This is a genomic window from Xanthomonas codiaei (genome assembly GCF_002939785.1).
Taxonomy (GTDB): Bacteria; Pseudomonadota; Gammaproteobacteria; order Xanthomonadales; family Xanthomonadaceae; genus Xanthomonas; species Xanthomonas codiaei.
Map to the genome: position 1 here is coordinate 25,355 of NZ_MDEC01000005.1, position 19,563 is coordinate 44,917.

Here is a 19,563-nt window from a genome sequence, read left to right on the forward strand (position 1 = left end):
GGGCCATCGTGGACCCGGCAACGTGAGCATCAAGTTCGATCTCAACGATCTACAGGCATTTCGGGCCGTTGCGGAGAATGGCAGCTTTCGTCGCGCGGCCGAACAGATCCGGATCACGCAGCCGGCGCTCAGCCGCAGGATCGACAAGCTCGAGTCGGCCCTGAACGTCAAGCTGTTCGAACGCACGACGCGCAAGGTGACGCTCACCACGGTCGGCCAGGCGTTCATGCCGCAGGTCGAACGCATGCTCGACGATCTGGACGTGGCCTTGATGAGCGTCGCCGACGTCGGATCCAGCCGGATGGGGACGGTGACCGTGGCCTGCGTGCCGTCGGCCGCGTATTACTTCATGCCGCAGGCGATCCATGGCCTGCACCAGCTGTTCCCGAAGATCCGGATCAGATTGTTCGACGCCAGTGCCAGCCATGTCAGCGCGGCGGTAGCGTCCGGGGAAGCGGACTTCGGCGTCAGTTTCAGTGGCAATCTGGCACCGGACGTGGAGTTCGAGCCGCTGTTGCAGGAGCGCTACGTGATTGCCTGCCGCCACGACCATCTCCTGGCCAGGCGCGCGCAGGTCACCTGGAAGGAAGCCTACGGGTACGACTACATCACGCTCGACAAGAGCTCGGGAAACCGTCTGGTGCTCGACCGCGCCTTGTCGGCGTTCTCGCCCGACCGGCCCAGCATCTGCGAAACGCGCCACGTCACCACCCTGATCGGGCTGGTCGAGGCGGGTGTGGGCATCGCGGCGGTTCCTTCGATCGCGATGCCGCCCGCGCCGCATCCGTTGCTGGCGACGGTTGCGCTGGTCGAGCCCGACGTCGTGCGCAATGTCGGGATTCTCAAGCGCCGCGGGCGCACGCTGACGCCCGCGGCGCTCGAGCTGGCCGAGCTGGTGCGCCGGATGCCGCAGCGTTCAGTGTGAGACCGGATCGAGGCCTGTCTGGCGCGCCACTGCCTGCGCCTGTTCCGACTGCAGATACTGCAACAGCCGTTTTGCCGCCTCCGGATGTTCCGAGGTGACCGGCACCCCGGCGGCGTAGCGCGTGATCGACTGCAGGGCCTCCGGGATCCTGCCGACGAACTCCACATTGCGTACCGGAAGCAGTTCGGCGACCTGCTGGAAGCCGAGCTGATAACGACCGTCGGCCACCACCGACCCGACCGGAATCCGTTCGATCTTGGTGCTCTTGGCGCGCATCGCCTGCTCGATGCCGAGCGTCTTGAACAACTGGTTTTCGATGTAGACGCCGCTGGCGCTATCGGAATAGGCCACCGACCTGGCCTGCAGCAACGCATCCTTGAACTGCGCAACCGTGTCGATGTTCGGCTTCGGCGCACCACTGCGCACCACCATGCCGATCCGCGAATCGGCCAGCTCGACCCGCGATGCGGGATCCACCTGCCCGGCATCGATGAGTTTCTGCAATGCGCTTCCGACCATGATCACCACATCGGCGTGCTCTCCGCGCTCCAGCCGGCTGGGAATGGATTGCGGGGTCTTGCCCATCGACGGCCCATGCACCGTCTGGATCTCCACGCCGGCCTGCTCGCTGTACTGCGGAGCCAGGCGCTCGAAGGCGGCGGAAAAACCTCCGGAGGTCATCACCGTCAGCTCATGTGCGGTCGCCGTCGCGCAAAGAACCGCGCAGGCGACCAGGACGGTCAGGCGTTTCCATAGTGACTTCATCATTTCGCACCCGCTGGGACGATGGTCATCCGTTCCTTGGCGGCAGCATGCCGACGATAGAGGAACAGCGTGGCCAGCAGCGCGCAGGTCGAGGAGAAACTCAACCAGTAGGCGGGTGCGGCCCTGTCGCCGGTCTGATGGATCAGCCAGGTGGAGATGACCGGGGTAAAGCCGCCGAACACGGCGGTTGCCAGGCTATAGGCCAGCGAGAACCCCGCCACGCGCACGTGGGTCGGCATGATCTCGGTGAGTGCGGGAATCAGCGCGCCGTTGTAGATGCCGTAGACGAAGGACAGCCACAGCAGTGCCTGTAGCATATGCGCGAAGCTTGGTGCGCCGGCCAGGAACGACAGCACCGGATACGCGGTCAGCACGCCGAGCAGCGACATGGCGACCAGCAGGGGTTTGCGGCCGAAGCGGTCGCTCAGCGCCCCGCCGATCGGAAGCCAGAAGAAGTTGGACAGGCCCACCAGCAAGGTCACGATCAAGGCATCGCCGGCATCGAGCTTCAACACGGTCTTGCCGAATGTCGGGGCATACACCGTGATCAGATAGAACGCGCTGGTGGTCAGTGCGACCATCAGCACGCCGGCGATGACGGTGCTGGCATTGCTTGCCAGCCCACGCATCACGGTCTGCATCGTGGCGTGCTTCTTGCGGCGCTGGAACTCCTCGGTTTCCTGCAGGCTGCGTCGCAGCAGGAAGATGAAGGGAATGATCAGGCAACCGATGGCGAACGGAATGCGCCATCCCCATTGCGTCATCTGCTGGGGCGCGAGCATCTGATTGAGCGCATAGCCGATGGCGGCAGCGGCGACGATGGCGACCTGCTGGCTGGCCGATTGCCAGCTCGCATAGAAGCCGCGACGTCCCGGCGTCGCCATCTCGGCCAGATAGACCGAGACGCCGCCCATTTCCGCGCCCGCCGAGAAGCCTTGCAGCAGGCGACCGAGCAATACCAGGGCTGGCGCCCACAGCCCGATGCTGGCGTAGCCCGGCACCATCACGATCAGGATGGTGCCGCTGGCCATGATCGACAGGGTCACGATCAGGCCCTTGCGGCGCCCGATATTGTCGATGTACGCACCCAGGATCACCGCGCCGAGTGGACGCATCAGGAAGCCGGCGCCGAACACGGCGAAGGTCATCATCAGCGATGCGAATTCGTTGCTCGCCGGGAAGAACGCTGCGGCGATCTGTGTGGCGTAGAACCCGAACAGGAAGAAGTCGAACTGCTCCAGGAAGTTGCCAGAGGTCACCCTCAGCACCATGCCCAGTTTGGACTGTGTCTTTGTTCCAGCGGTTGAAGTCTGCATATCGCCCTCCACGATAGGTGCGCAGCTGCGCTCGAAAACCCATGACGATCGATTCTGGTGGAGATGGCCGATGTTGATAATTGCTGCTTTCTCATCGACTGATGCAGGCGCGGCATCAACCATGCGTGCTGCGTCCCATCCGTGCGCCCCGTCGCGTCGCGGTGATGCCTTGCGATGCGCAGGGCTGCATGCGCGCGGCGGGGTCTCGTGTGCCCGACGCCAGGCGCGCGTGGCGCGTCGCAGCGACGGCAGCCGGCGTTGCGCCAGCGGGGTGGTCTTGGCGCCATCGCCCTGTTCGGAGCGCTGGAACAGCCGTGCCTTCTCATCGGCGTCGAGGCGCGTGGAGGTGCCCCGGCGCGATGCCGCGCCTGCGGCGAAGGATGGCTATCCCCGACGCAGCAGCATCTGTGTCATCAGCGCCCGTAGTGCGGGCGGGCGAACCGGCTTGGAGAGAAAGCCCCATCCCAGTTCCTGCGCGTGTTCGCGCAGGGCCGGGTCGGGCTCTGCGGTGATCAGGATGATGCGTGGCTCGTGCTGCCAGCACTCCACCAGTTGCGGCAGCAGCATGGGGCCGTAGTGCGCGCCCATGCGCACGTCCAGCAACAGCAGTTCCGGGGCGTCGTCGGCAGTGGCGCGGGCAAGTGCCTCGTCCGGGCCGCCGGCAAAATCCACCCGGCATTGCCAGCGCTCCAGCAATGCGCGGGTGGCGTCGCATACGCGCGTGTCGTCGTCCACGCACCACACCCGGCAGCCATGCAGGATGGGGTCGTTGCCGGGTTCTGCAGGCGCGGTGACCGGCGGCGCCGGCAGCGCCAGCGCCGCGCGCTCGCGCAAGGGCACGCTGACCGAAAACACGCTGCCGTTGCCGAGAATGGAATGCAGGCCGATGCGATGGCCGAGCAGGCGGCCGATGCGTTCGACGATCGCCAGCCCCAGGCCGGCGCCGCGGTCGTTGGCCACCCCGTCGTCCAGGCGGCGGAATTCTTCGAAGATCTCGTGCTGCAGCGCCTCCGGAATGCCCGGGCCCTGGTCGTGCACTTCGATACGCAGCCAGCCGCCGCGCCGACGACAGCCGATCAGCACGCGGCCGCGTGGGGTGTAGCGGATCGCGTTGGACAAAAAGTTCTGCAGGATGCGGCGCAACAGCGTTTCGTCGCTCGACACCACGGCCGAGGTCGGCACGTAGTCCAGTCTCAGGCCGCGGTCTTCGGCCAGGATGCCGAACTCGCGCGCCAGCGTCTCCAGCAGCGGCGCGAGCGCGAAGTCGCGCACCTGCGTCTTCAGGCTGCCGGCCTCCAGCCGCGAGATGTCGAGCAGGCTGTTGAGGATGGCGTCCTGCGCGGTGAGTGCGTCGTCGATGTTGTCCACCACGCGTGCGCTGTCGGGCTCGCGCACCTGGCCGCGCAGTACCGAGACGAACATGCGCGCGGCGTTGAGCGGTTGCAGCAGGTCGTGTACCGCCGAGGCGACGAAGCGGGTCTTGTAGCGATTGGCGCTTTCGGCTTCGCGCTTGGCCGCGGCCAGGTCGCGGGTGCGCTCGGCCACGCGATGCTCCAGCGCATCGGCCAGCGAGCGCAGTTCGCGTGCGGCGTTCTTGTAGCTGGTGATGTCGGTGTAGCTGGTGACGAATCCGCCATCGGGCAGCGGATTGCCGCGGATCTCCAGCACCGTGCCGTCTTCCTTCTCGCTCTCGCGCATATGCGGCTTGCCGCTGCGCAGGTGATTCAGGCGTCGCTCGATCGCCGCTTCGATCGGGCCGGGACCCAGCAACCCCCGGCGGGCGTTGAAGCGGAACAGGTCCTCGATCGGGCGGCCGATCTTGAGCAGTTCCGGCGGAAACCGGAACAGCTCCACGTAGCGCGAATTCCATGCCACCAGGTTGAGCGCTTCGTCGATCACCACCACGCCCTGCGGCAGGTGTTCCAGGCTGCGGCTCAGGCCGGCGTTGGACTGCTGCGCGGCGGCCACCACGCCGTCCTGGGCGGTGCGCAGTTCTTCGGCATGCTGTTGCAGCAGCGTCTCCAGCTCGTTCCGGCTGCGCTGGCGCAGCGCCGACAGGCGCCGGCGCTGTTGTACGAACAACCACAGCAAGGCCAGCGCCAGCCAGGTGCCGGCGGCGGCGATGGCCGCCGCGCGGCCGGCCGCGGCGCTGGCACGGGTGTCGTGCAGCAAATGCAGGCGCCAGCCGCTTTCCGGTACTTCCAGGGTCTGCCACAGCACCGGTGCGCCCAAGGGCGGGTCGCGCACTTCGGTCAGCACGCCGCCGTTGCCGGTCTGCTCGATCAGCCGACGGCGCAGCGGCAGCAGCCCCTGGTCGGCATACTGACGGGTGCTCTGCAATTCGGTGCGGTCGCGCGGGGTGAGCGGGGCCAGCATGCGGTAGCGCCAGGTGGCGCGGCTGGCCAGGAACACCACCCCGTGCGCGTCGGAGGCCAGCACGATGTCCGGCGTCTGCAGCCATTCGCGCTCCAGCGCGGCCAGCGCGATCTTGATCACCACCACGCCCTGCACCTGGCCGGCAGCGTCCACGATGGCCTGCGACAGGAAATAGCCCGGCTCGCTGGTGGTCATGCCAATGCCATAAAAACTGCCGCTGCCGGTGGCCAGTGCCTGCTGGTAGTAAGGGCGGAATGCGTAGTCCACACCCACGTTGCTGCGCGCCGCACGCCAGTTGCTGGCCGCCAGCGCGATGCCGTTGCGGTCGATCAGGGTCAGCGTGGACGACTGGGTAACGTTGTTGGCGCGTTCGAGCTTGCGGTTGAGCGCATCCACCTGGGCTGGCGACAGCGGGCCGGACACGGCAGCGCGCAGCTCCGGGTCCAGCGCCAGGATCTGCGGCAGGGTGCGATAGCGGTCGATGCGCTGCTGCAGCGCCTGCGCATAGAGCCGCAACTGCCGGCGCACGGTGACGCTTTCGTCGCGCAGCGCACTCTGTTCGACAAAATGCCCGGCCGCCAGCATCGCCACGACCATCCCGCCCAGCACGATGGCCAGGGTGAGCAGTAGACGGCGGCGTTGCGATGCATACATGGTGCAAGTATGGCGATCTGCTCCCGTACGCGCAGCCATCGCCTTCGAGCAGCTGATAAAACGACTGCGCTCACCGCCGCGTGGGCGCGGGCGGTGCTCGGTGGGCATGTATCACGCGTCCGTTGCGGTTCGTCCGCGCTGTCCACACCCGCCTGACGACTGCGCGCTACGTGGTGCCAGGCGCTCTTGCCGCGCGCTGGACAAACGCCCAAAACGACAACGGCCGCACCCGGGAAAGGATGCGGCCGTGCCGGGAACCTGCTGCCGTATGCGCTGGCAGCAGCGCGCCTTGGCGCTGCTTAGAACTGCACCTGCGCGCGCAGCTCCATCACGTGCGGGGTTTCATGCACGCCATTGCGCGAGGAATCCACCCAGCTGTAGTTGGCCTGGAACTTGAAGTGGCTGGTGAGGTACCAGTTGGCGCCGATGGTGGTGTCGTGCTGACGGCCGCCGTGGACGTTGTTGTCTTCCAGGTTCAGGCGGCTGTAGCGGGCGGTCAGTTCGACCGCACCGTAGTCGTGCGCCGGCTTGATGTTGCCCGGCACGCCGCCGGCATAGCTGCGCGACTCGCCGGTCAGCGACCAGGTGCCGTACACGTACTGGCCCTGGGCGATGAAGTGCGGCTGGCCGGCGTTACGCGCCACTTCGGCACGCAGCGCTTCGCTCTGCAGCGAGAACGGGCCGTGGATCCATACTGCTTCCACGCCGCTGCGGATCACATGGTCCACATCGAGAATGGTGCCGGTGTCGATCAGGCGCACGTCGGTCAGGCCGGCTTCCGGGCGGGCACGCAGGCGCACGCGCGGGCTGAAGGACACACCGCGGCCGTCGCTGAAACCGCGCGGATTCTCGACCGAGCCGGCAATACCCAGGTGCAATACGTCGCCCTCGGCCTTGAACGGGGTCCATGCCGCATGCACCGCCTGGGTGGTGCCCGGGTTGTCGCCCTGCAGATCCTTGCCGCCGTACGCGCCGGCCTGCAGCAGGTACTGCTGGCGCTCCAGGGTCCATTCCACGCCGGTCCGACGGCCCTGGAACACCGCCTGCACCGGCAGGCCCAGTTCCATGAAGCTGCCCGCACGCGAGCTCTGCACCGCTTCCAGACCCACCGGCACCTTCATGTAGCCCATCCGCACGCGGCCATAATCCTGGCCCAGCAGCGCCTTGGTCTCGAAGCGGTAGAACACGTCCAGCCACAGCTTGGCTTCGAAGTCGAAATACACCATGGCGTCGTAGACGCCCTTCTTCTTGATGGTGGCGCCGAATTCCTTGCGGCGGAAATCGGTGCGGTCTTCCAGGCGGTCGTCGCCGGAGAAGTTGTTGTCGTCGTAGGCGTAGTTGCCGGTCAGACCCAGCTCGGTGCCATCACCGAAGGTGTACTTGGTGGGCCAGTTTTCGATCGAGGTGGCTGCATTGGCAGCGGCGGGGACGATGGCAAGAGCCAACGCCAGGACAAGCAGGTTGAGGCGCATAGGAGTGGTCTTCGGCAATGAAAGGGGCCGGGGCGTCCTGCCATGGCGATCGCGGTGAACAGCTTCAGCAAGCGCGCAGGTTCCGGACGGCGACTGCACAGAAACTTCGGTGTCTGCGTTAAACGGAATTAACGGCCGGTGGCGGCGCGGCTGAAGTGTAAGACCAGGGTCATCCGACGGACAGTGCTGCGGACGCATGCCCGTGGTGTCCCCGCGAGCCCCTCCTGTGGGGCAGGCCGTGCATAAAGTCCTTATCTGGCGCGGGGTTGCAGCGCGTGCCGCGCGGCGCCCTTCAGGCACCCGCGGCGCCGCGGCGCATCCGTAGTACCAATGGGTTATCGGCCCGGGCTGTGACGTGCGGCCAGAATGCGGGCACCGGGTACCTGCCCAGGCACCCCCCCAGTTCCCTCGGAGTGGCGTCATGCACATCAGCAAGCCTGCCGGCCCGTTGCCGGCGTCCGTGCCCTTCTACCGCCAGCTGTATTTCCAAGTGGTGGTGGCCATCGTCCTCGGCGCCCTGTTGGGCCACTTCGAGCCGGCGTTTGCCGAAAGCCTCAAGCCGCTGGGCGACGCCTTCATCAAGTTGGTGAAGATGATCATCGCCCCGGTGATCTTTCTGACCATCGTCACCGGCATCGCCGGCATGACCCACCTCAAGACGGTGGGGCGGGTGTTCGCCAAGGCGATGACCTACTTCCTGTTCTTCTCCACGCTGGCGTTGATCGTGGGCATGGTCGTGGCGCACGTGGTGCAGCCGGGCGCCGGCATGAACATCAACCCGGCCGAGTTGGACCAGAGTGCGGTCAACACCTACGTGCAGAAGTCGCACGAGTTGAGCCTGGTCGGCTTTTTGATGGACATCATCCCGGCGACGCTGATCAGCGCCTTCGTCGATGGCAACATCCTGCAGGTGCTGTTCGTGGCGGTGTTGTTCGGTATCGCGCTGGCCCTGGTGGGCGAACGTGGCCGCCCGGTGCAGAGCTTCCTGGAAGCGCTGACCGCGCCAGTGTTCCGCCTGGTGCATATCCTGATGAAGGCCGCGCCGATCGGTGCGTTCGGCGCGATCGCCTTCACCATCGGCAAGTACGGGGTGGAATCGCTGGTCAACCTGGCCTGGCTGGTGGGTTCGTTTTACATCACCTCGCTGCTGTTTGTGCTGGTGATCCTGGGCCTGGTGTGCCGTGTCTGCGGCTTTTCAGTGCTCAAGCTGATCCGCTACCTCAAGGCCGAACTGCTGCTGGTGCTGGGCACCTCGTCCTCGGAGTCGGCGCTGCCATCGCTGATGGAGAAGATGGAGAAGGCCGGCTGCGAGAAGTCGGTGGTGGGCCTGGTGGTGCCCACCGGCTATTCGTTCAACCTGGACGGCACCAATATCTACATGACCCTGGCCGCACTGTTCATCGCCCAGGCCACCAACGTGGACCTGACCCTGGGCCAGCAGATCACCCTGCTGGCGGTGGCGATGCTCAGCTCCAAGGGCGCGGCTGGCGTGACCGGTGCCGGTTTCATCACCCTGGCCGCCACGCTGTCGGTGGTACCGGACGTGCCGGTGGCCGGCATGGCGCTGATCCTGGGCGTGGACCGCTTCATGAGCGAATGCCGCTCGCTGACCAACTTCATCGGCAATGCGGTGGCCACGGTGGTGGTGTCGCGCTGGGAAAATGCGCTGGACCGCGACCAGCTCAAGCTGGTGCTGGATGGTGGCTCGCCGCCGCTGCAGGCGTCGCCGGGTGCCACCGACGTGGTCGCTCCGGCCAGCGCACGCTGAGGTTTCCTACGGCCCTGTTCTCCGTCGGCGTTGCCGGCGGGGTGCAGGGCCGTTCTGCGTTGACCCGCCAGCGGGTCGCCACGTGCGCTGCGTTGCAGCATGCAATCTCCCTGCCGCGTTGACAGCTGCGCGACAGGCCCTTGTTCAGGCAGGAGGGTAGAATTCAGTTCTCCTGCGCCTTCGAGACCCACACAGCCGATGTCCACCGACGACTTCAAACAGGCCGCCCTCGACTATCACCGCCAGCAGCCGGCCGGCAAGATCAAGGTCACCGCGACCAAGCCGATGCTGACCCAGCGCGATCTGTCGCTGGCGTACTCGCCCGGCGTGGCGTTCGCCTGCGAGGCCATCGTCGAGGACGCCACCCAGGCCAGCGAGCTCACCGCGCGCGGCAACCTGGTGGCGGTGATCACCAACGGCACCGCGGTGCTGGGCCTGGGCAACATCGGCCCGCTGGCCTCCAAGCCGGTGATGGAAGGCAAGGGCGTGCTGTTCCAGAAGTTCGCCGGCATCGACGTGTTCGATATCGAGATCAACGAGAACGACCCGGACAAGCTGGTGGACATCATCGCCAGCCTGGAGCCGACCTTCGGCGGCATCAACCTGGAAGACATCAAGGCGCCTGAGTGCTTCATCGTCGAACGCAAGCTGCGCGAGCGCATGAACATCCCGGTGTTCCATGACGACCAGCACGGCACCGCGATCATCGTCGGCGCCGCGGTGCTCAACGCGCTGGTGGTCACCGGCAAGAAGATCGAAGAGGTCAAGCTGGCCACCACCGGCATGGGCGCGGCGGGCATTTCCTGCGTCAACATGCTGGTCTCGCTGGGCCTGAAGCCGGAGAACATCCTGGCGCTGGACCGCGACGGGGTGATCCACACCGGCCGCACCGACCTGGACCCGGACAAGCAGCGCTACGCACGCGATACCGACAAGCGCACCCTGGCCGAAATCGTCGAGGGCGCGGATATCTTCCTGGGCCTGTCGGCCGCCGGCATCCTCAAGCCGGAGATGGTCGCCAGCATGGCGCGCCAGCCGGTGATCTTCGCGCTGGCCAACCCCAACCCGGAAATCACCCCGGAAGCGGCCAAGGCGGTGCGCCCGGATTGCATCATCGGCACCGGTCGGTCGGACTATCCGAACCAGATCAACAACGTGCTGTGCTTCCCCTACCTGTTCCGCGGCGCGCTGGACGTGGGCGCCACCGGCATCAACGAAGAGATGAAGATCGCCTGCGTCAAGGCGATCGCGGCGATGGCGCGGCGCGAGGCGTCCGACCTGGGCGCGGCCTACGGCGGCGAAACCCCGAGCTTCGGTGCGGACTACCTGATTCCGCGTCCGCTGGACCCGCGCCTGCTGGTCGAGCTGTCCTCTGCGGTTGCGCAGGCGGCGATGGATTCGGGCGTGGCCACCCGGCCGATCGCCGACATGGAGGCCTACCGCGACAAGCTCGGCCAGTTCGTCTACCGCACCAGCCTGATGATGAAGCCGGTCTACGACCGTGCGCGCGCCGACAAGCAGCGCGTGGTGTATGCCGAGGGCGAAGAAGAAGTGGTGCTGCGCGCGGTGCAGAACGTGGTCGACGAAGGCCTGGCCTTCCCGATCCTGATCGGCCGCCCGGACGTCATCGAAGCGCGCATCGAGCGCATGGGCCTGCGCCTGACCGCCGGGGTGGACTTCGAGATCACCAACATCCTCGACGACCCCCGCTTCAACGATTACTGGCAGTACTACCACGCGCTCACCGAGCGCCGCGGCGTGACCGTGACCGCGGCCAAGGAGCTGATGCGCTCGCGTCCGACCCTGATCGCCGCAGTGATGGTGGCGCGCGGAGAAGCCGATGCGATGCTGTCCGGCGTGGTCGGCCGCTTCCACAAGAAGCTGGGCTACGCGCGCAGCGTGATTCCGCTGGAGCCGCGGGTGAGCTCCACCTCGGCGATGACCGGCGTGATCAACCAGCTGGGCGTGTTCTTCTTCCTGGACACGCATGTGCAGGAAGACCCCACGGTGGAGCAGGTGGTCGAAGCCACGCTGCAGGCTGCGTACCGCCTGAAGCTGTTCGGCATCGAGCCCAACATCGCGCTGCTGTCGCACTCCAACTTCGGCAGTCACGACTCGCGCGATGCGCTGAAGATGCGCCAGGTGCGCGAAGCGCTGCTCAAGCGCAAGCCCGAGCTCAACATCGACGGCGAGATGCAGGGCGACACCGCCTGGGACGAGGCGTTGCGCAAGCAGATCATGCCCAACAGCACCTTGAAGGGCCGCGCCAACCTGTTCGTGCTGCCGAACCTGGAAGCGGCCAACATCGCCTACAACCTGGTACGCGTGTTCACCGATGGCGTGGCGATCGGCCCGATCCTGATGGGCATCTCCAAGCCGGTGCACATCCTCACCACCAGCGCCACCTCGCGCCGGGTGATGAACATGACCGCGATCGCCGCGGTGGATGCGCAGATCCGCAAGCAGCGCGATGCGGAAAAAGCGGCAAGCGAAAAAGGCAACGACTGAGAAAGGCAATGACTGAGTCGAGGTGTCTAAGACTTGCGAGGTGTCCAAGATTTTGGCCGAGTATTGCTTGATTTGAAGCAGTAAGCACTTGGCCGGCAAGACAGCGGCCGAGAAGTCCCTCGCTCGATAGGGTGTTGCAATGCGCCCAGCAGCTCAGCACCCAGCCTGCAGCAACGACTGAAAAGCCCCTCTCCCCACGGGAGAGGGGTTGGGGTGAGGGTAAGGCCTACCCCTAGCATCGCGACGGCCGAGAAATTGTCGCTGCAAGGCGCGCAGCAGCTCAGCACTCAGCCTGCAGCAACGACCGAAAAGCCCCTCTCCCCACGGGAGAGGGGTTGGGGTGAGGGTGCGGCCTACCCTTGGCAGCGACTCAGCGTCAACCACCCAAAACGTTGACGAGCAACGCAAACAGCAGGCGTCGCGCGTCGTCGTCACCCAACGCGATCCCGCTCAGAACCTTACGCCTCAACGCCCCTCCGGCGCGGCACCCAGCAACTCGATTTCCGCCACCTGCGCACGCGCGGGCGCCGTCCAACGCAGCCGATACTGCGCATACGGACCGGGCGTAGCGATCCGGAACGGGCGCGTTTGCAGCGGCCATTGAAAACGCTCCTGGCCGCGCGCATCGACGACGCGCCACGTGCCCTGTGCAGTGCGTGCTTCCAGCGTCCAGGCGGCCGACGCAATCGCGGCGTTGCCGCTGGTCACGGTGTAGAGCGTGGCCTCGCCACGATCGAGACCGCTCAACGTCAGGACCGTGGCCGGCGACACCGCGCTCGCGCTGACCGCATCGTCGTCATGCAAGGCGGCCAGCGCGCGACCATCGGCCTGCGTCACGCGTGCGTTGGCACCCAGCAGGTCGCGCAACGGAGCAGGGTGCTGCCCGGCCGGCGTCAGCGACGGTGGCGCAGCATCCGGCTCGCTGCCCCAGCGCGATGGCGCCGGACCCATCACGAACTCCAGCGTGGCGCCATTGGCAATCGCCGCATGCGGCAACCAGGTCTTGCGCCACGGTTTGCCGTTGAGCGTGAGCGATTGCACGTACACGTTCTGCGGCGAATTCTGCGGCGCATTGACGGTCAGCGTGCCGCCGCCGGGTAGGCGCACGCGTGCGTGCCGGAACAACGGCGAGCCGATCACGTACTCCGGCGCGCCCATCCGCAACGGGTAAATGCCCAGCGCCGCGAACAGATACCATGCCGACATCTCGCCATTGTCTTCGTCGCCGGCATAGCCCTGGCCGATCTCGCTGCCCAGGTACAGCCGCGACAGGATCTCGCGGGTCAGTCGCTGGGTCTTCCACGGCTGCCCGGCGTACAGATACATCCATGGGATGTGGTGCGCCGGCTGATTGCTGTGCGCATACATGCCCATGCGCACATCGCGTGCCTCGGTCATTTCGTGGATGGTGCCGCCATACGAGCCGGAAAACGCCGCTTCGCCGGTTTCGGGCGTGGCGAAGAACTGGTCCAGCTTTGCCGCCAGGGCATCGCGCCCGCCGTAGAGCGCGGCCAGGCCCTGGCCATCGTGCGGTGCGGTGAACGCAAAGGTCCAGCCGCTGGATTCGGTGTAGTCGTTGCCCCAGACACGCGGGTCGTACTGCGCGGCATCCACCCGCCACCGGCCCTGCGCGGTGCGGCCCTGGAAGAAGCCGATCGACGGATCGAACAGCGCCGCATAGCCGGCCGCGCGATGACGCAAGTACACCGCCTCGGTCGCATAGCGCTCACGCTCGTGTGCCGTGGTTGCCTGCTTGGCTAAAGCTTCAGCCATGTTGGCGATGCCGAAGTCGTTGAGCGCACCTTCCATCGACCAGGACATGCCTTCGTGGGTGTCGGTGTCCGCATAGCCGCGGAAGGTCGCACGCGCCATGCCCTTGCGGCCCACATGCCGATCCGGCGGCACCACCGTGGCGTTCTTCAAGGCAGCCGCATAGGCCTCGGCCGGGTCGAAGCCGCGCACGCCCTTGAGCCAGGCATCGGCAAACGCCACGTCCGAGCTGGTGCCCACCATCAGGTCGGCGTAGCCGGGCGAGGACCAGCGTGCGATCCAGCCACCGGCGCGCGCCTGCTCCACGAAGCCCTGTACCAGCGTGCCGGCCTCGTCGGGTGCGAACAGCGCATAGGCCGGCCAGGCGGTGCGGAAGGTATCCCACAGCCCGTTGTTGACGTACACCCGGCCATCGCGGATCGGCGCAAAGCTGCGTACCGCGCTGCCATCGACGTTGTCGTCCGACCAGCTGTTCTGGCTGGCATAGCGCCAGTCCGGCGCCTGCGCGCTGCCCACGTTTTCGTGCCCGGAGTTGGGATACAGATACAGCCGGTACAGATTGGAATACAGCGTGGTCTTCTGGTCGGGCGTCGCATCGGGCACCTCGAAGCGGCCGAGCAGCGCATCCCAGGCCTCCTGCGCCTGCGCGGCGACCTGTTCGACACCGGCCTGGGGCGCGATTTCCAGCGCCAGGTTGTGCCTGGCCTGTTCGAGCGAGATCAGCGAGGTCGCGATGCGCATCTGCACCTGCCGCGCGCTGCCGGGATCGAACTTGATCCAGCCGGTCGGTCGCCCGCTCTCGATGCGCCCGCTGGCCGTCCATGGCCGGTCGAAACTGGCATACACGTACATGCGCGTGGCCCCGGTCGACAGACCGCTGCGCACATCGGTGTAACCGGACAGGGTTTGCGTTTGCGCATCCAGCTGCAGGCTGCCACGCGCATCCACGTTGTCGAACAGCAGATTGGCATCGCCGTGCTCGGGAAAGCGGAAACGGAACAGCGCCGCATGGTCGGTGGGCGCGATCTCGGCATGGATGCCGTTGTCCAGCTGCACCGCATAACGATAGGGCCGCGCGACTTCGTTGGCATGCGAGAACGCCAGCGCGCGCTTGTTTCGATCGGCTTCGGGCACGCCAGCGTCGAGCGAGGGCATCACCTGGAATGTCTGCCGGTCGCCCATCCACGGGCTGGGCTGATGGCTGAGCGACAAGGCCTGCAGGCGCGGCCGGTTGTCGGCGTCGTTCTGCTCGTTCCAGCGATACAGCCAGCTCAGCGTCCCGGCATCGGTCACCGGCGTCCAGAAATTGAAGCCATGCGGCACTGCCGTCGCGGGGAAGTTGTTGCCGCGCGAAAACGTGCCATTGGATTGCGTGCCGCGCGTGGTCAGCACCCAGTCCGACGGGCGTGCCGGCGCCGCCAGCGGCAGCTCGCCCAGCATCACATCGTCTATCCAACCCATGCCCGCTGTGCCAGCAGGTGGAGCGACCTCCAGCTCGATCGCCACCACACGCCGCCCGCGCAGGCTGGCCACATCGCCCAACCGCACCTGCTTGCGCGCCCATTGCTGCGGGTACAGCGTCTTCGATGCGGCCTGCGCATCCGCACCCAGCGCGCTGCCGTGCTGATCGCGCGCTGCGCTGGCGGAGGCGCGCCGTCCATCGTCCAGCAGCAGGTCCAGCGAAACATGGGTGGAACTTGCGTGCTGGTCGCCGACGCTCTCCGGCAACACCAGCCACGACAACGTGGTGTCCGCACCGATCGTTTGGTCGAGTGCGAACAGCGTGCGTCGCCCGCCGCCATCCTGGCCTGCATAACGCAGGGCACGCGCACCGCTGTAGCCGACCTTCGGCTTTGCCGCATACGGCGCGGCCGGGCCGTTGCCGACCTCCAGCTGCAGGGCTCCTGCGGCTGCCGGCAGCGGCAGCGGCTGGCCTGGCTCGAACGAACTGGCAAACGGTGGCGCCGCGACCGCCGGCGCCGTCGCGATGCAGGCCAGGGCGATGAAGGTCCAACGCCGCGAGGGGCGCGAGCGCAGCGGGGCGGGCAGGATCACGTGGCGGAGGTCTCCTTGAGTGGCGGCGCGTCGGCTGGCCTGTGCGGTCGTCTCGGCGTCGTGCCGCGCGGCCGACGGGAGCGCGGTGAAGGTCTCCGATGATAGGCGCGATGATCGCTGCGATGTCGGTACCGGCGTGCGGAAGCGCCATCCGCGCCGGCTGCCGTGGTCATCCCTGCGGCCGTGTCCGTCACCATCGCTGCGCCTGCGGCAGCGCCCGGTCGATGGGCCGATCACCTCGCAGGCTGCTAGAATCCGCGCTCTGTCTTTGTCTTCCGATCGCACCGCCATGAGCCAGACCGCCACCGCGCCCGCCAATGCGCAAACGCGTTACACCGTGCACCGCGGCGACCTGCCGCTGAGCTGCCCGACGCCTGCGATGGCGCTGTGGAACTCGCATCCGCGGGTGTACCTGCCGATCGAGGACGAGCCCAACTGCGAAGCCAAGTGCCCGTACTGCGGCTCCCTGTTCGTACTCGCCGACTGATACTGGCCGGTGCACCGCCTGACCGTGGTGCAATTGCTGCCGGCGCTGCAGTCCGGCGGCGTCGAGCGCTCCACCCTGGAAATCGCCGCCGCGCTGGTGCGCGCCGGCCACCGCGCGGTGGTGGTGTCGGCCGGCGGGCGCCTAGTCCAGCCGCTGCTGGAGGCGGGCGGCGAACACCTCACCCTGGACATCGGCCGCAAGTCCTTGCTGACGCTGCGGCATGTGGTCGGCCTGCGCCGGCTGTTCGCCGAGCTTGGGGCCGACATCGTGCATGCGCGCTCGCGGCTACCGGCCTGGCTGGGCTGGTACGCGCTGCGCGGGATGGATGCCGCAACGCGGCCGCGCTTTGTCACCACCGTGCACGGGCTCAATTCGCCCAGCCGCTACAGCGCGGTGATGACCTATGGCGAGCGAGTGATCTGCGTGTCGCGCACGGTGCACGACTACGTGCGTACGCACTATCCGCGCACCGATCCGGCCCGGCTGCGCACGATTCCGCGCGGCGTGGACATCGCCCAGTTTCCGCGCCGTGCGCGGCCGGATCGACATGCGCGCGCCTGGGTCCAGACCGTGTTGCCCGGCTTGCCGGCCGAGGCACCCCTGCTGCTGCTGCCAGGCCGCGGCACCCGTCTGAAGGGGCATGCCGACGGCCTGCAACTGCTGGCCGATATCCGCGCTGCCGGCGTTCCCGCCTGGCTGTGGCTGCCGGGAGCGCGCGAGCCCGGGCGCGAGGACTATGTGCGCGAACTGGAGACCGAGGCCGCGCGGTTGGGTGTGGCCGAAGCGGTCGCCTTCACCGAGCCCACGGCACGCATCGCCGAGGCCTACGCCGCCAGCGACCTGGTGCTGCAACTCTCGCGCAAGCCCGAAGCCTTCGGCCGCACCGTGGTCGAAGCCCTGGCCGTCGGGCGGCCGGTGCTGGGCTGGGCGCATGGCGGGGTCGGCGAATTGCTGGCCGAGCTGCAGCCCGGCGGCGCGGTGGCGCCCTTCGATGCCCAGGCCCTGTGCACGCAGGCGCTGGCCTTGCTGCGGCAGGCGCCCGCTGCGCCTGCCGTGATTCCCTATACGTTGCAGGCCGTGCAAGCGGCCACCCTGAAGGTCTATGACGAACTCCGCCGCTGACGCCATGGCGCGCGCGCCCGTGTTGGGCCCCGACGTCGGCCGCTGGGCGCCGCTGTGGGTGATCCTGTTCGTCGCGCTGTGGCCCACGCCCGGCCTGGCAGAAACGGTGCTGTCGCTGGGCGCGGTGTTTGCGGCCTACCGCTTGTTGCATGCGCGTTTTCGTGGCGGCACCGGCCTGCTCAGCGGCGCGGCCTGGGCGCTGACCAGTGTGCTGTTCTTCGCCTACTGGCTGCCGCAGATGCTGTCGGCGTTCGATGCGGTGGATGCCGGCCGTGCGCTGCGCAAGTCGGCCACCGATCTGCGCTACCTGCCTTTCATGTGGTTGTGCGCGATTGCGGTGGCCAATGCGCAACGCCGCCGCCGCACCTTCGCCGGCCTGGCCGTGATCGGCGCAGTGTGGACGCTGGATGCGCTGGTGCAGGCCGCGATCGGCAGCAGCCCGCTGTTCTTCGGGCTGGATCACCTCAAGCAGCTGATCAGCGGGCACGGGCTGTGCACCGCGCAGGAACTGGCGTTGGTGGACCGCCTCAGCGGCGTGCTGGGGCCGTGCAATCTCAAGTTCGGGCAGACCCTGGCCAGCCTGTCGCCGTTCCTGCTGCTGGCGCTGGGGCGGCGCACCGTCTGGGCCTGGGTGGGCGGGGCAGCCGCGGTCGGGGTGGTGCTGGTACTGGCCGGCTCGCGCGCCTCATGGATCACCTATGCGGTGATCGTGGTGCTGTCCGGCTGGCAGTTGCTGGGCGGCCGCCGCCTGCTGGCGGTGGCGGTGGTCGGGGTATTGCTGGCCGGCGCCGTGGTGGCGGTGGCGCCGCAGGCGCGCGAGCGTCTCCAACGCACCGCGCTGGCGTTCGGTGGTGGCGAGCAGGGCGTGGACCAGGCCTTGTCCGGGCGTGGCCAGATCTGGGGCGCGGCGCTGTGCATGATCCGCGAGCATCCGCTCAATGGTGTGGGCGCGCGCGGCTTCCGGCAGGCCTATCCGGCCTGCAATCCGGCCCCGACCCAGGCACCGGCCTGGGGCGATGGCCCGGCCTTCCACGCCCACCAGCTCGTGCTGGAAATCCTGGCCGAAACCGGGGTGATCGGGCTGCTGCTGTGGCTGGCCGGTGCGGCGCAGGCCTGGCGCGCGTGGCGCTATTCGAGCGCTGGCGCGCGTGAGCAGGCGCGCCCGGCGATGATCGCGCTGGTGGCGACGCTGTTCCCGCTCAACACGCACCTGGCGTTCTATTCCAGCTTCTGGGGCGGGCTGAGCCTGATGCTGGCCGGCTTGTATGCCGGCGCATTGCTCAACGACGACGCAGACCAGCCACCGCCGGGCTGATGCGTTTGCCTCGGGCTCGCGCATGCCGGCGGTCGATGGCGCCCGCGTAATGCTTCATCAGCCGCTCGCCCTGCGGCGACGGCTCATCGATAGAACGCGCTGCGCCCGCCGGGCTGGCGCTTGAAACGGCGATGGATCCACAGGTATTGATCCGGCGCCTCGCGCACCATGTCCTCGATCGCCGCATTGACCTGGGTGGTATCGGCGATCACATCGTCTGATGGAATGCCCGCCAGCGGCGGCGCGATCTTGAGGATGTAGCGGCCGCCTTCGCGGCGATGGAAATACGGCACCACCGCGCAGCCGGTCAGCCGCGCCAGTTGATGGGTGGCGGTGATGGTGGAGGCAGGGTGGCCAAAGAACGGCACGAACACGGTGTCCTTGCCGCGCATGTCCTGGTCCGGCGCGTACCACAGGAAGCCGCCGCGCTTGAGATGCTTGATGGTGGCGCGCAGGTCTTCGTTGGCGAACATGTGCGTGGCATAGCGCAGACGCCCACGCTTGACCGCCCATTCGAACACCGGGTTGCGGTGCTTGCGGTACATGCCGGCCAGCGGCACGTGGTCGCAGAGCAGGCGCCCGCACATCTCCAGCGTCATGAAATGTCCGGACACCAGCAGCACGCCGCGCTGTTGTTGCTGCAACTGCTGCAGATGTTCCAGGCCCTCGACCTGCACACCCGGGCGAATGGCGTCGATGCTGCCCCACCAGGCGCGCGCGAATTCGAACAGGCCCACGCCCAGCGCATCGAAGCTGTCGCGCAACAGTCGTGCCCGCCAGGCATCGTCCTGCTCGGGAAAGCACAGTTCGAGGTTGACCTGCGCAGCGCGCCGGCGCGTGCCGGCCAGACGCATCGCGATCCAGCCCACGCCACGGCCGAGTGCGCGCTGCAGCGTCCAGGGCAGGCGCCCGGCCAGCACCATCACGGCCAGGCCAAGGAACATGGGCCAATGCCTGGGGTTGCGCAGGGAAGGGCGGACAGCGACGTTGGCGGGCTCGGACATGCGCCAATTCTAAGGGATCGCACGCG

11 protein-coding genes, 1 other RNA gene and 1 pseudogene are annotated in these 19,563 nt (G+C 67.4%); 7 read left to right on the forward strand and 6 right to left on the reverse strand.

Going from position 1 to position 19,563, the window contains the following annotated elements:
* The first annotated feature begins 22 nt into the window (after positions 1–22).
* The gene (locus XcodCFBP4690_RS04970; protein WP_104540047.1) at positions 23–925 is read left to right on the forward strand and encodes a LysR family transcriptional regulator; all 903 of its coding nucleotides are present in this window, start codon (positions 23–25) and stop codon (positions 923–925) included.
* On the opposite strand, the gene XcodCFBP4690_RS04975 is transcribed toward XcodCFBP4690_RS04970, so the two are convergent.
* From XcodCFBP4690_RS04975 to XcodCFBP4690_RS04985, 3 genes and pseudogenes are all read right to left on the reverse strand, one after another.
* Positions 917–1,693: a substrate-binding domain-containing protein gene (locus tag XcodCFBP4690_RS04975; RefSeq protein ID WP_104539908.1), complete on the reverse strand. Its 777-nt coding sequence runs from the start codon at positions 1,691–1,693 to the stop codon at positions 917–919. The genes XcodCFBP4690_RS04970 and XcodCFBP4690_RS04975 overlap by 9 nt on opposite strands.
* Positions 1,690–3,031: pseudogene (tcuC, locus tag XcodCFBP4690_RS04980) on the reverse strand (tricarballylate/proton symporter TcuC). The gene XcodCFBP4690_RS04975 and the pseudogene tcuC overlap by 4 nt, the downstream one beginning before the upstream one ends.
* 359 nt (positions 3,032–3,390) lie before the next feature.
* Positions 3,391–6,036, reverse strand: a complete 2,646-nt coding sequence (locus tag XcodCFBP4690_RS04985) for a hybrid sensor histidine kinase/response regulator (RefSeq protein WP_104539909.1) — start codon at positions 6,034–6,036, stop codon at positions 3,391–3,393.
* Positions 6,037–6,142: 106 nt separating this feature from the next.
* Between XcodCFBP4690_RS04985 and XcodCFBP4690_RS04990 the strand changes: the two genes are divergently transcribed.
* Positions 6,143–6,218, forward strand: a non-coding RNA gene (locus XcodCFBP4690_RS04990) — sX9 sRNA.
* A 117-nt stretch (positions 6,219–6,335) separates the two neighbouring features.
* Here the strand turns inward: XcodCFBP4690_RS04990 and XcodCFBP4690_RS04995 are convergent.
* On the reverse strand, positions 6,336–7,508 hold the full coding sequence (locus XcodCFBP4690_RS04995) for an OprO/OprP family phosphate-selective porin (RefSeq protein WP_104539910.1): 1,173 nt from the start codon (positions 7,506–7,508) through the stop codon (positions 6,336–6,338).
* A gap of 421 nt (positions 7,509–7,929) precedes the next feature.
* On the opposite strand from XcodCFBP4690_RS04995, the gene XcodCFBP4690_RS05000 reads away from it, so the two are divergent.
* Both XcodCFBP4690_RS05000 and XcodCFBP4690_RS05005 read left to right on the forward strand, forming a co-directional pair.
* The gene (locus XcodCFBP4690_RS05000; RefSeq protein WP_104539911.1) at positions 7,930–9,276 is read left to right on the forward strand and encodes a dicarboxylate/amino acid:cation symporter; all 1,347 of its coding nucleotides are present in this window, start codon (positions 7,930–7,932) and stop codon (positions 9,274–9,276) included.
* 198 nt (positions 9,277–9,474) lie between these two features.
* Positions 9,475–11,784, forward strand: a complete 2,310-nt coding sequence (locus tag XcodCFBP4690_RS05005; RefSeq protein WP_104539912.1) for an NADP-dependent malic enzyme — start codon at positions 9,475–9,477, stop codon at positions 11,782–11,784.
* A 465-nt stretch (positions 11,785–12,249) separates the two neighbouring features.
* On the opposite strand, the gene XcodCFBP4690_RS05010 is transcribed toward XcodCFBP4690_RS05005, so the two are convergent.
* On the reverse strand, positions 12,250–15,609 hold the full coding sequence (locus XcodCFBP4690_RS05010) for a GH92 family glycosyl hydrolase (RefSeq protein WP_104539913.1): 3,360 nt from the start codon (positions 15,607–15,609) through the stop codon (positions 12,250–12,252).
* Between the two features lie 289 nt (positions 15,610–15,898).
* Here XcodCFBP4690_RS05010 and XcodCFBP4690_RS05015 point away from each other — a divergent pair, with 289 nt between their 5' ends.
* Genes XcodCFBP4690_RS05015 through XcodCFBP4690_RS05025 form a run of 3 tightly spaced genes read left to right on the forward strand, consistent with a single transcriptional unit; the run spans position 15,899 to position 18,533 of the window.
* Positions 15,899–16,096: a zinc-finger domain-containing protein gene (locus tag XcodCFBP4690_RS05015; RefSeq protein ID WP_104539914.1), complete on the forward strand. Its 198-nt coding sequence runs from the start codon at positions 15,899–15,901 to the stop codon at positions 16,094–16,096.
* A 9-nt stretch (positions 16,097–16,105) separates the two neighbouring features.
* Positions 16,106–17,218: a glycosyltransferase gene (locus XcodCFBP4690_RS05020; protein ID WP_104539915.1), complete on the forward strand. Its 1,113-nt coding sequence runs from the start codon at positions 16,106–16,108 to the stop codon at positions 17,216–17,218.
* Entirely contained in the window at positions 17,199–18,533 is a 1,335-nt protein-coding gene (locus tag XcodCFBP4690_RS05025) for an O-antigen ligase family protein (RefSeq protein WP_104539916.1), read from the forward strand. Before XcodCFBP4690_RS05020 ends, XcodCFBP4690_RS05025 begins: the two co-directional genes overlap by 20 nt.
* Positions 18,534–18,616: 83 nt before the next feature.
* Here XcodCFBP4690_RS05025 and XcodCFBP4690_RS05030 read toward each other — a convergent pair whose 3' ends face one another.
* Positions 18,617–19,537 (reverse strand): LpxL/LpxP family Kdo(2)-lipid IV(A) lauroyl/palmitoleoyl acyltransferase, encoded by a 921-nt coding sequence (locus XcodCFBP4690_RS05030; protein ID WP_104539917.1) that lies wholly within the window; start codon positions 19,535–19,537, stop codon positions 18,617–18,619.
* Between the last annotated feature and the right edge of the window lie 26 nt (positions 19,538–19,563).

Bases quoted from the DNA above. Each gene is read 5' to 3' on its own strand.
- XcodCFBP4690_RS04975 (WP_104539908.1), bottom strand. From the start codon at position 1,693: ATGATGAAGTCACTATGGAAACGCCTGACCGTCCTGGTCGCCTGCGCG.
- XcodCFBP4690_RS04985 (WP_104539909.1), bottom strand. From the start codon at position 6,036: ATGTATGCATCGCAACGCCGCCGTCTACTGCTCACCCTGGCCATCGTG.
- XcodCFBP4690_RS04995 (WP_104539910.1), bottom strand. From the start codon at position 7,508: ATGCGCCTCAACCTGCTTGTCCTGGCGTTGGCTCTTGCCATCGTCCCC.
- XcodCFBP4690_RS05000 (WP_104539911.1), top strand. From the start codon at position 7,930: ATGCACATCAGCAAGCCTGCCGGCCCGTTGCCGGCGTCCGTGCCCTTC.
- XcodCFBP4690_RS05005 (WP_104539912.1), top strand. From the start codon at position 9,475: ATGTCCACCGACGACTTCAAACAGGCCGCCCTCGACTATCACCGCCAG.
- XcodCFBP4690_RS05015 (WP_104539914.1), top strand. From the start codon at position 15,899: ATGAGCCAGACCGCCACCGCGCCCGCCAATGCGCAAACGCGTTACACC.
- XcodCFBP4690_RS05025 (WP_104539916.1), top strand. From the start codon at position 17,199: ATGACGAACTCCGCCGCTGACGCCATGGCGCGCGCGCCCGTGTTGGGC.
- XcodCFBP4690_RS05030 (WP_104539917.1), bottom strand. From the start codon at position 19,537: ATGTCCGAGCCCGCCAACGTCGCTGTCCGCCCTTCCCTGCGCAACCCC.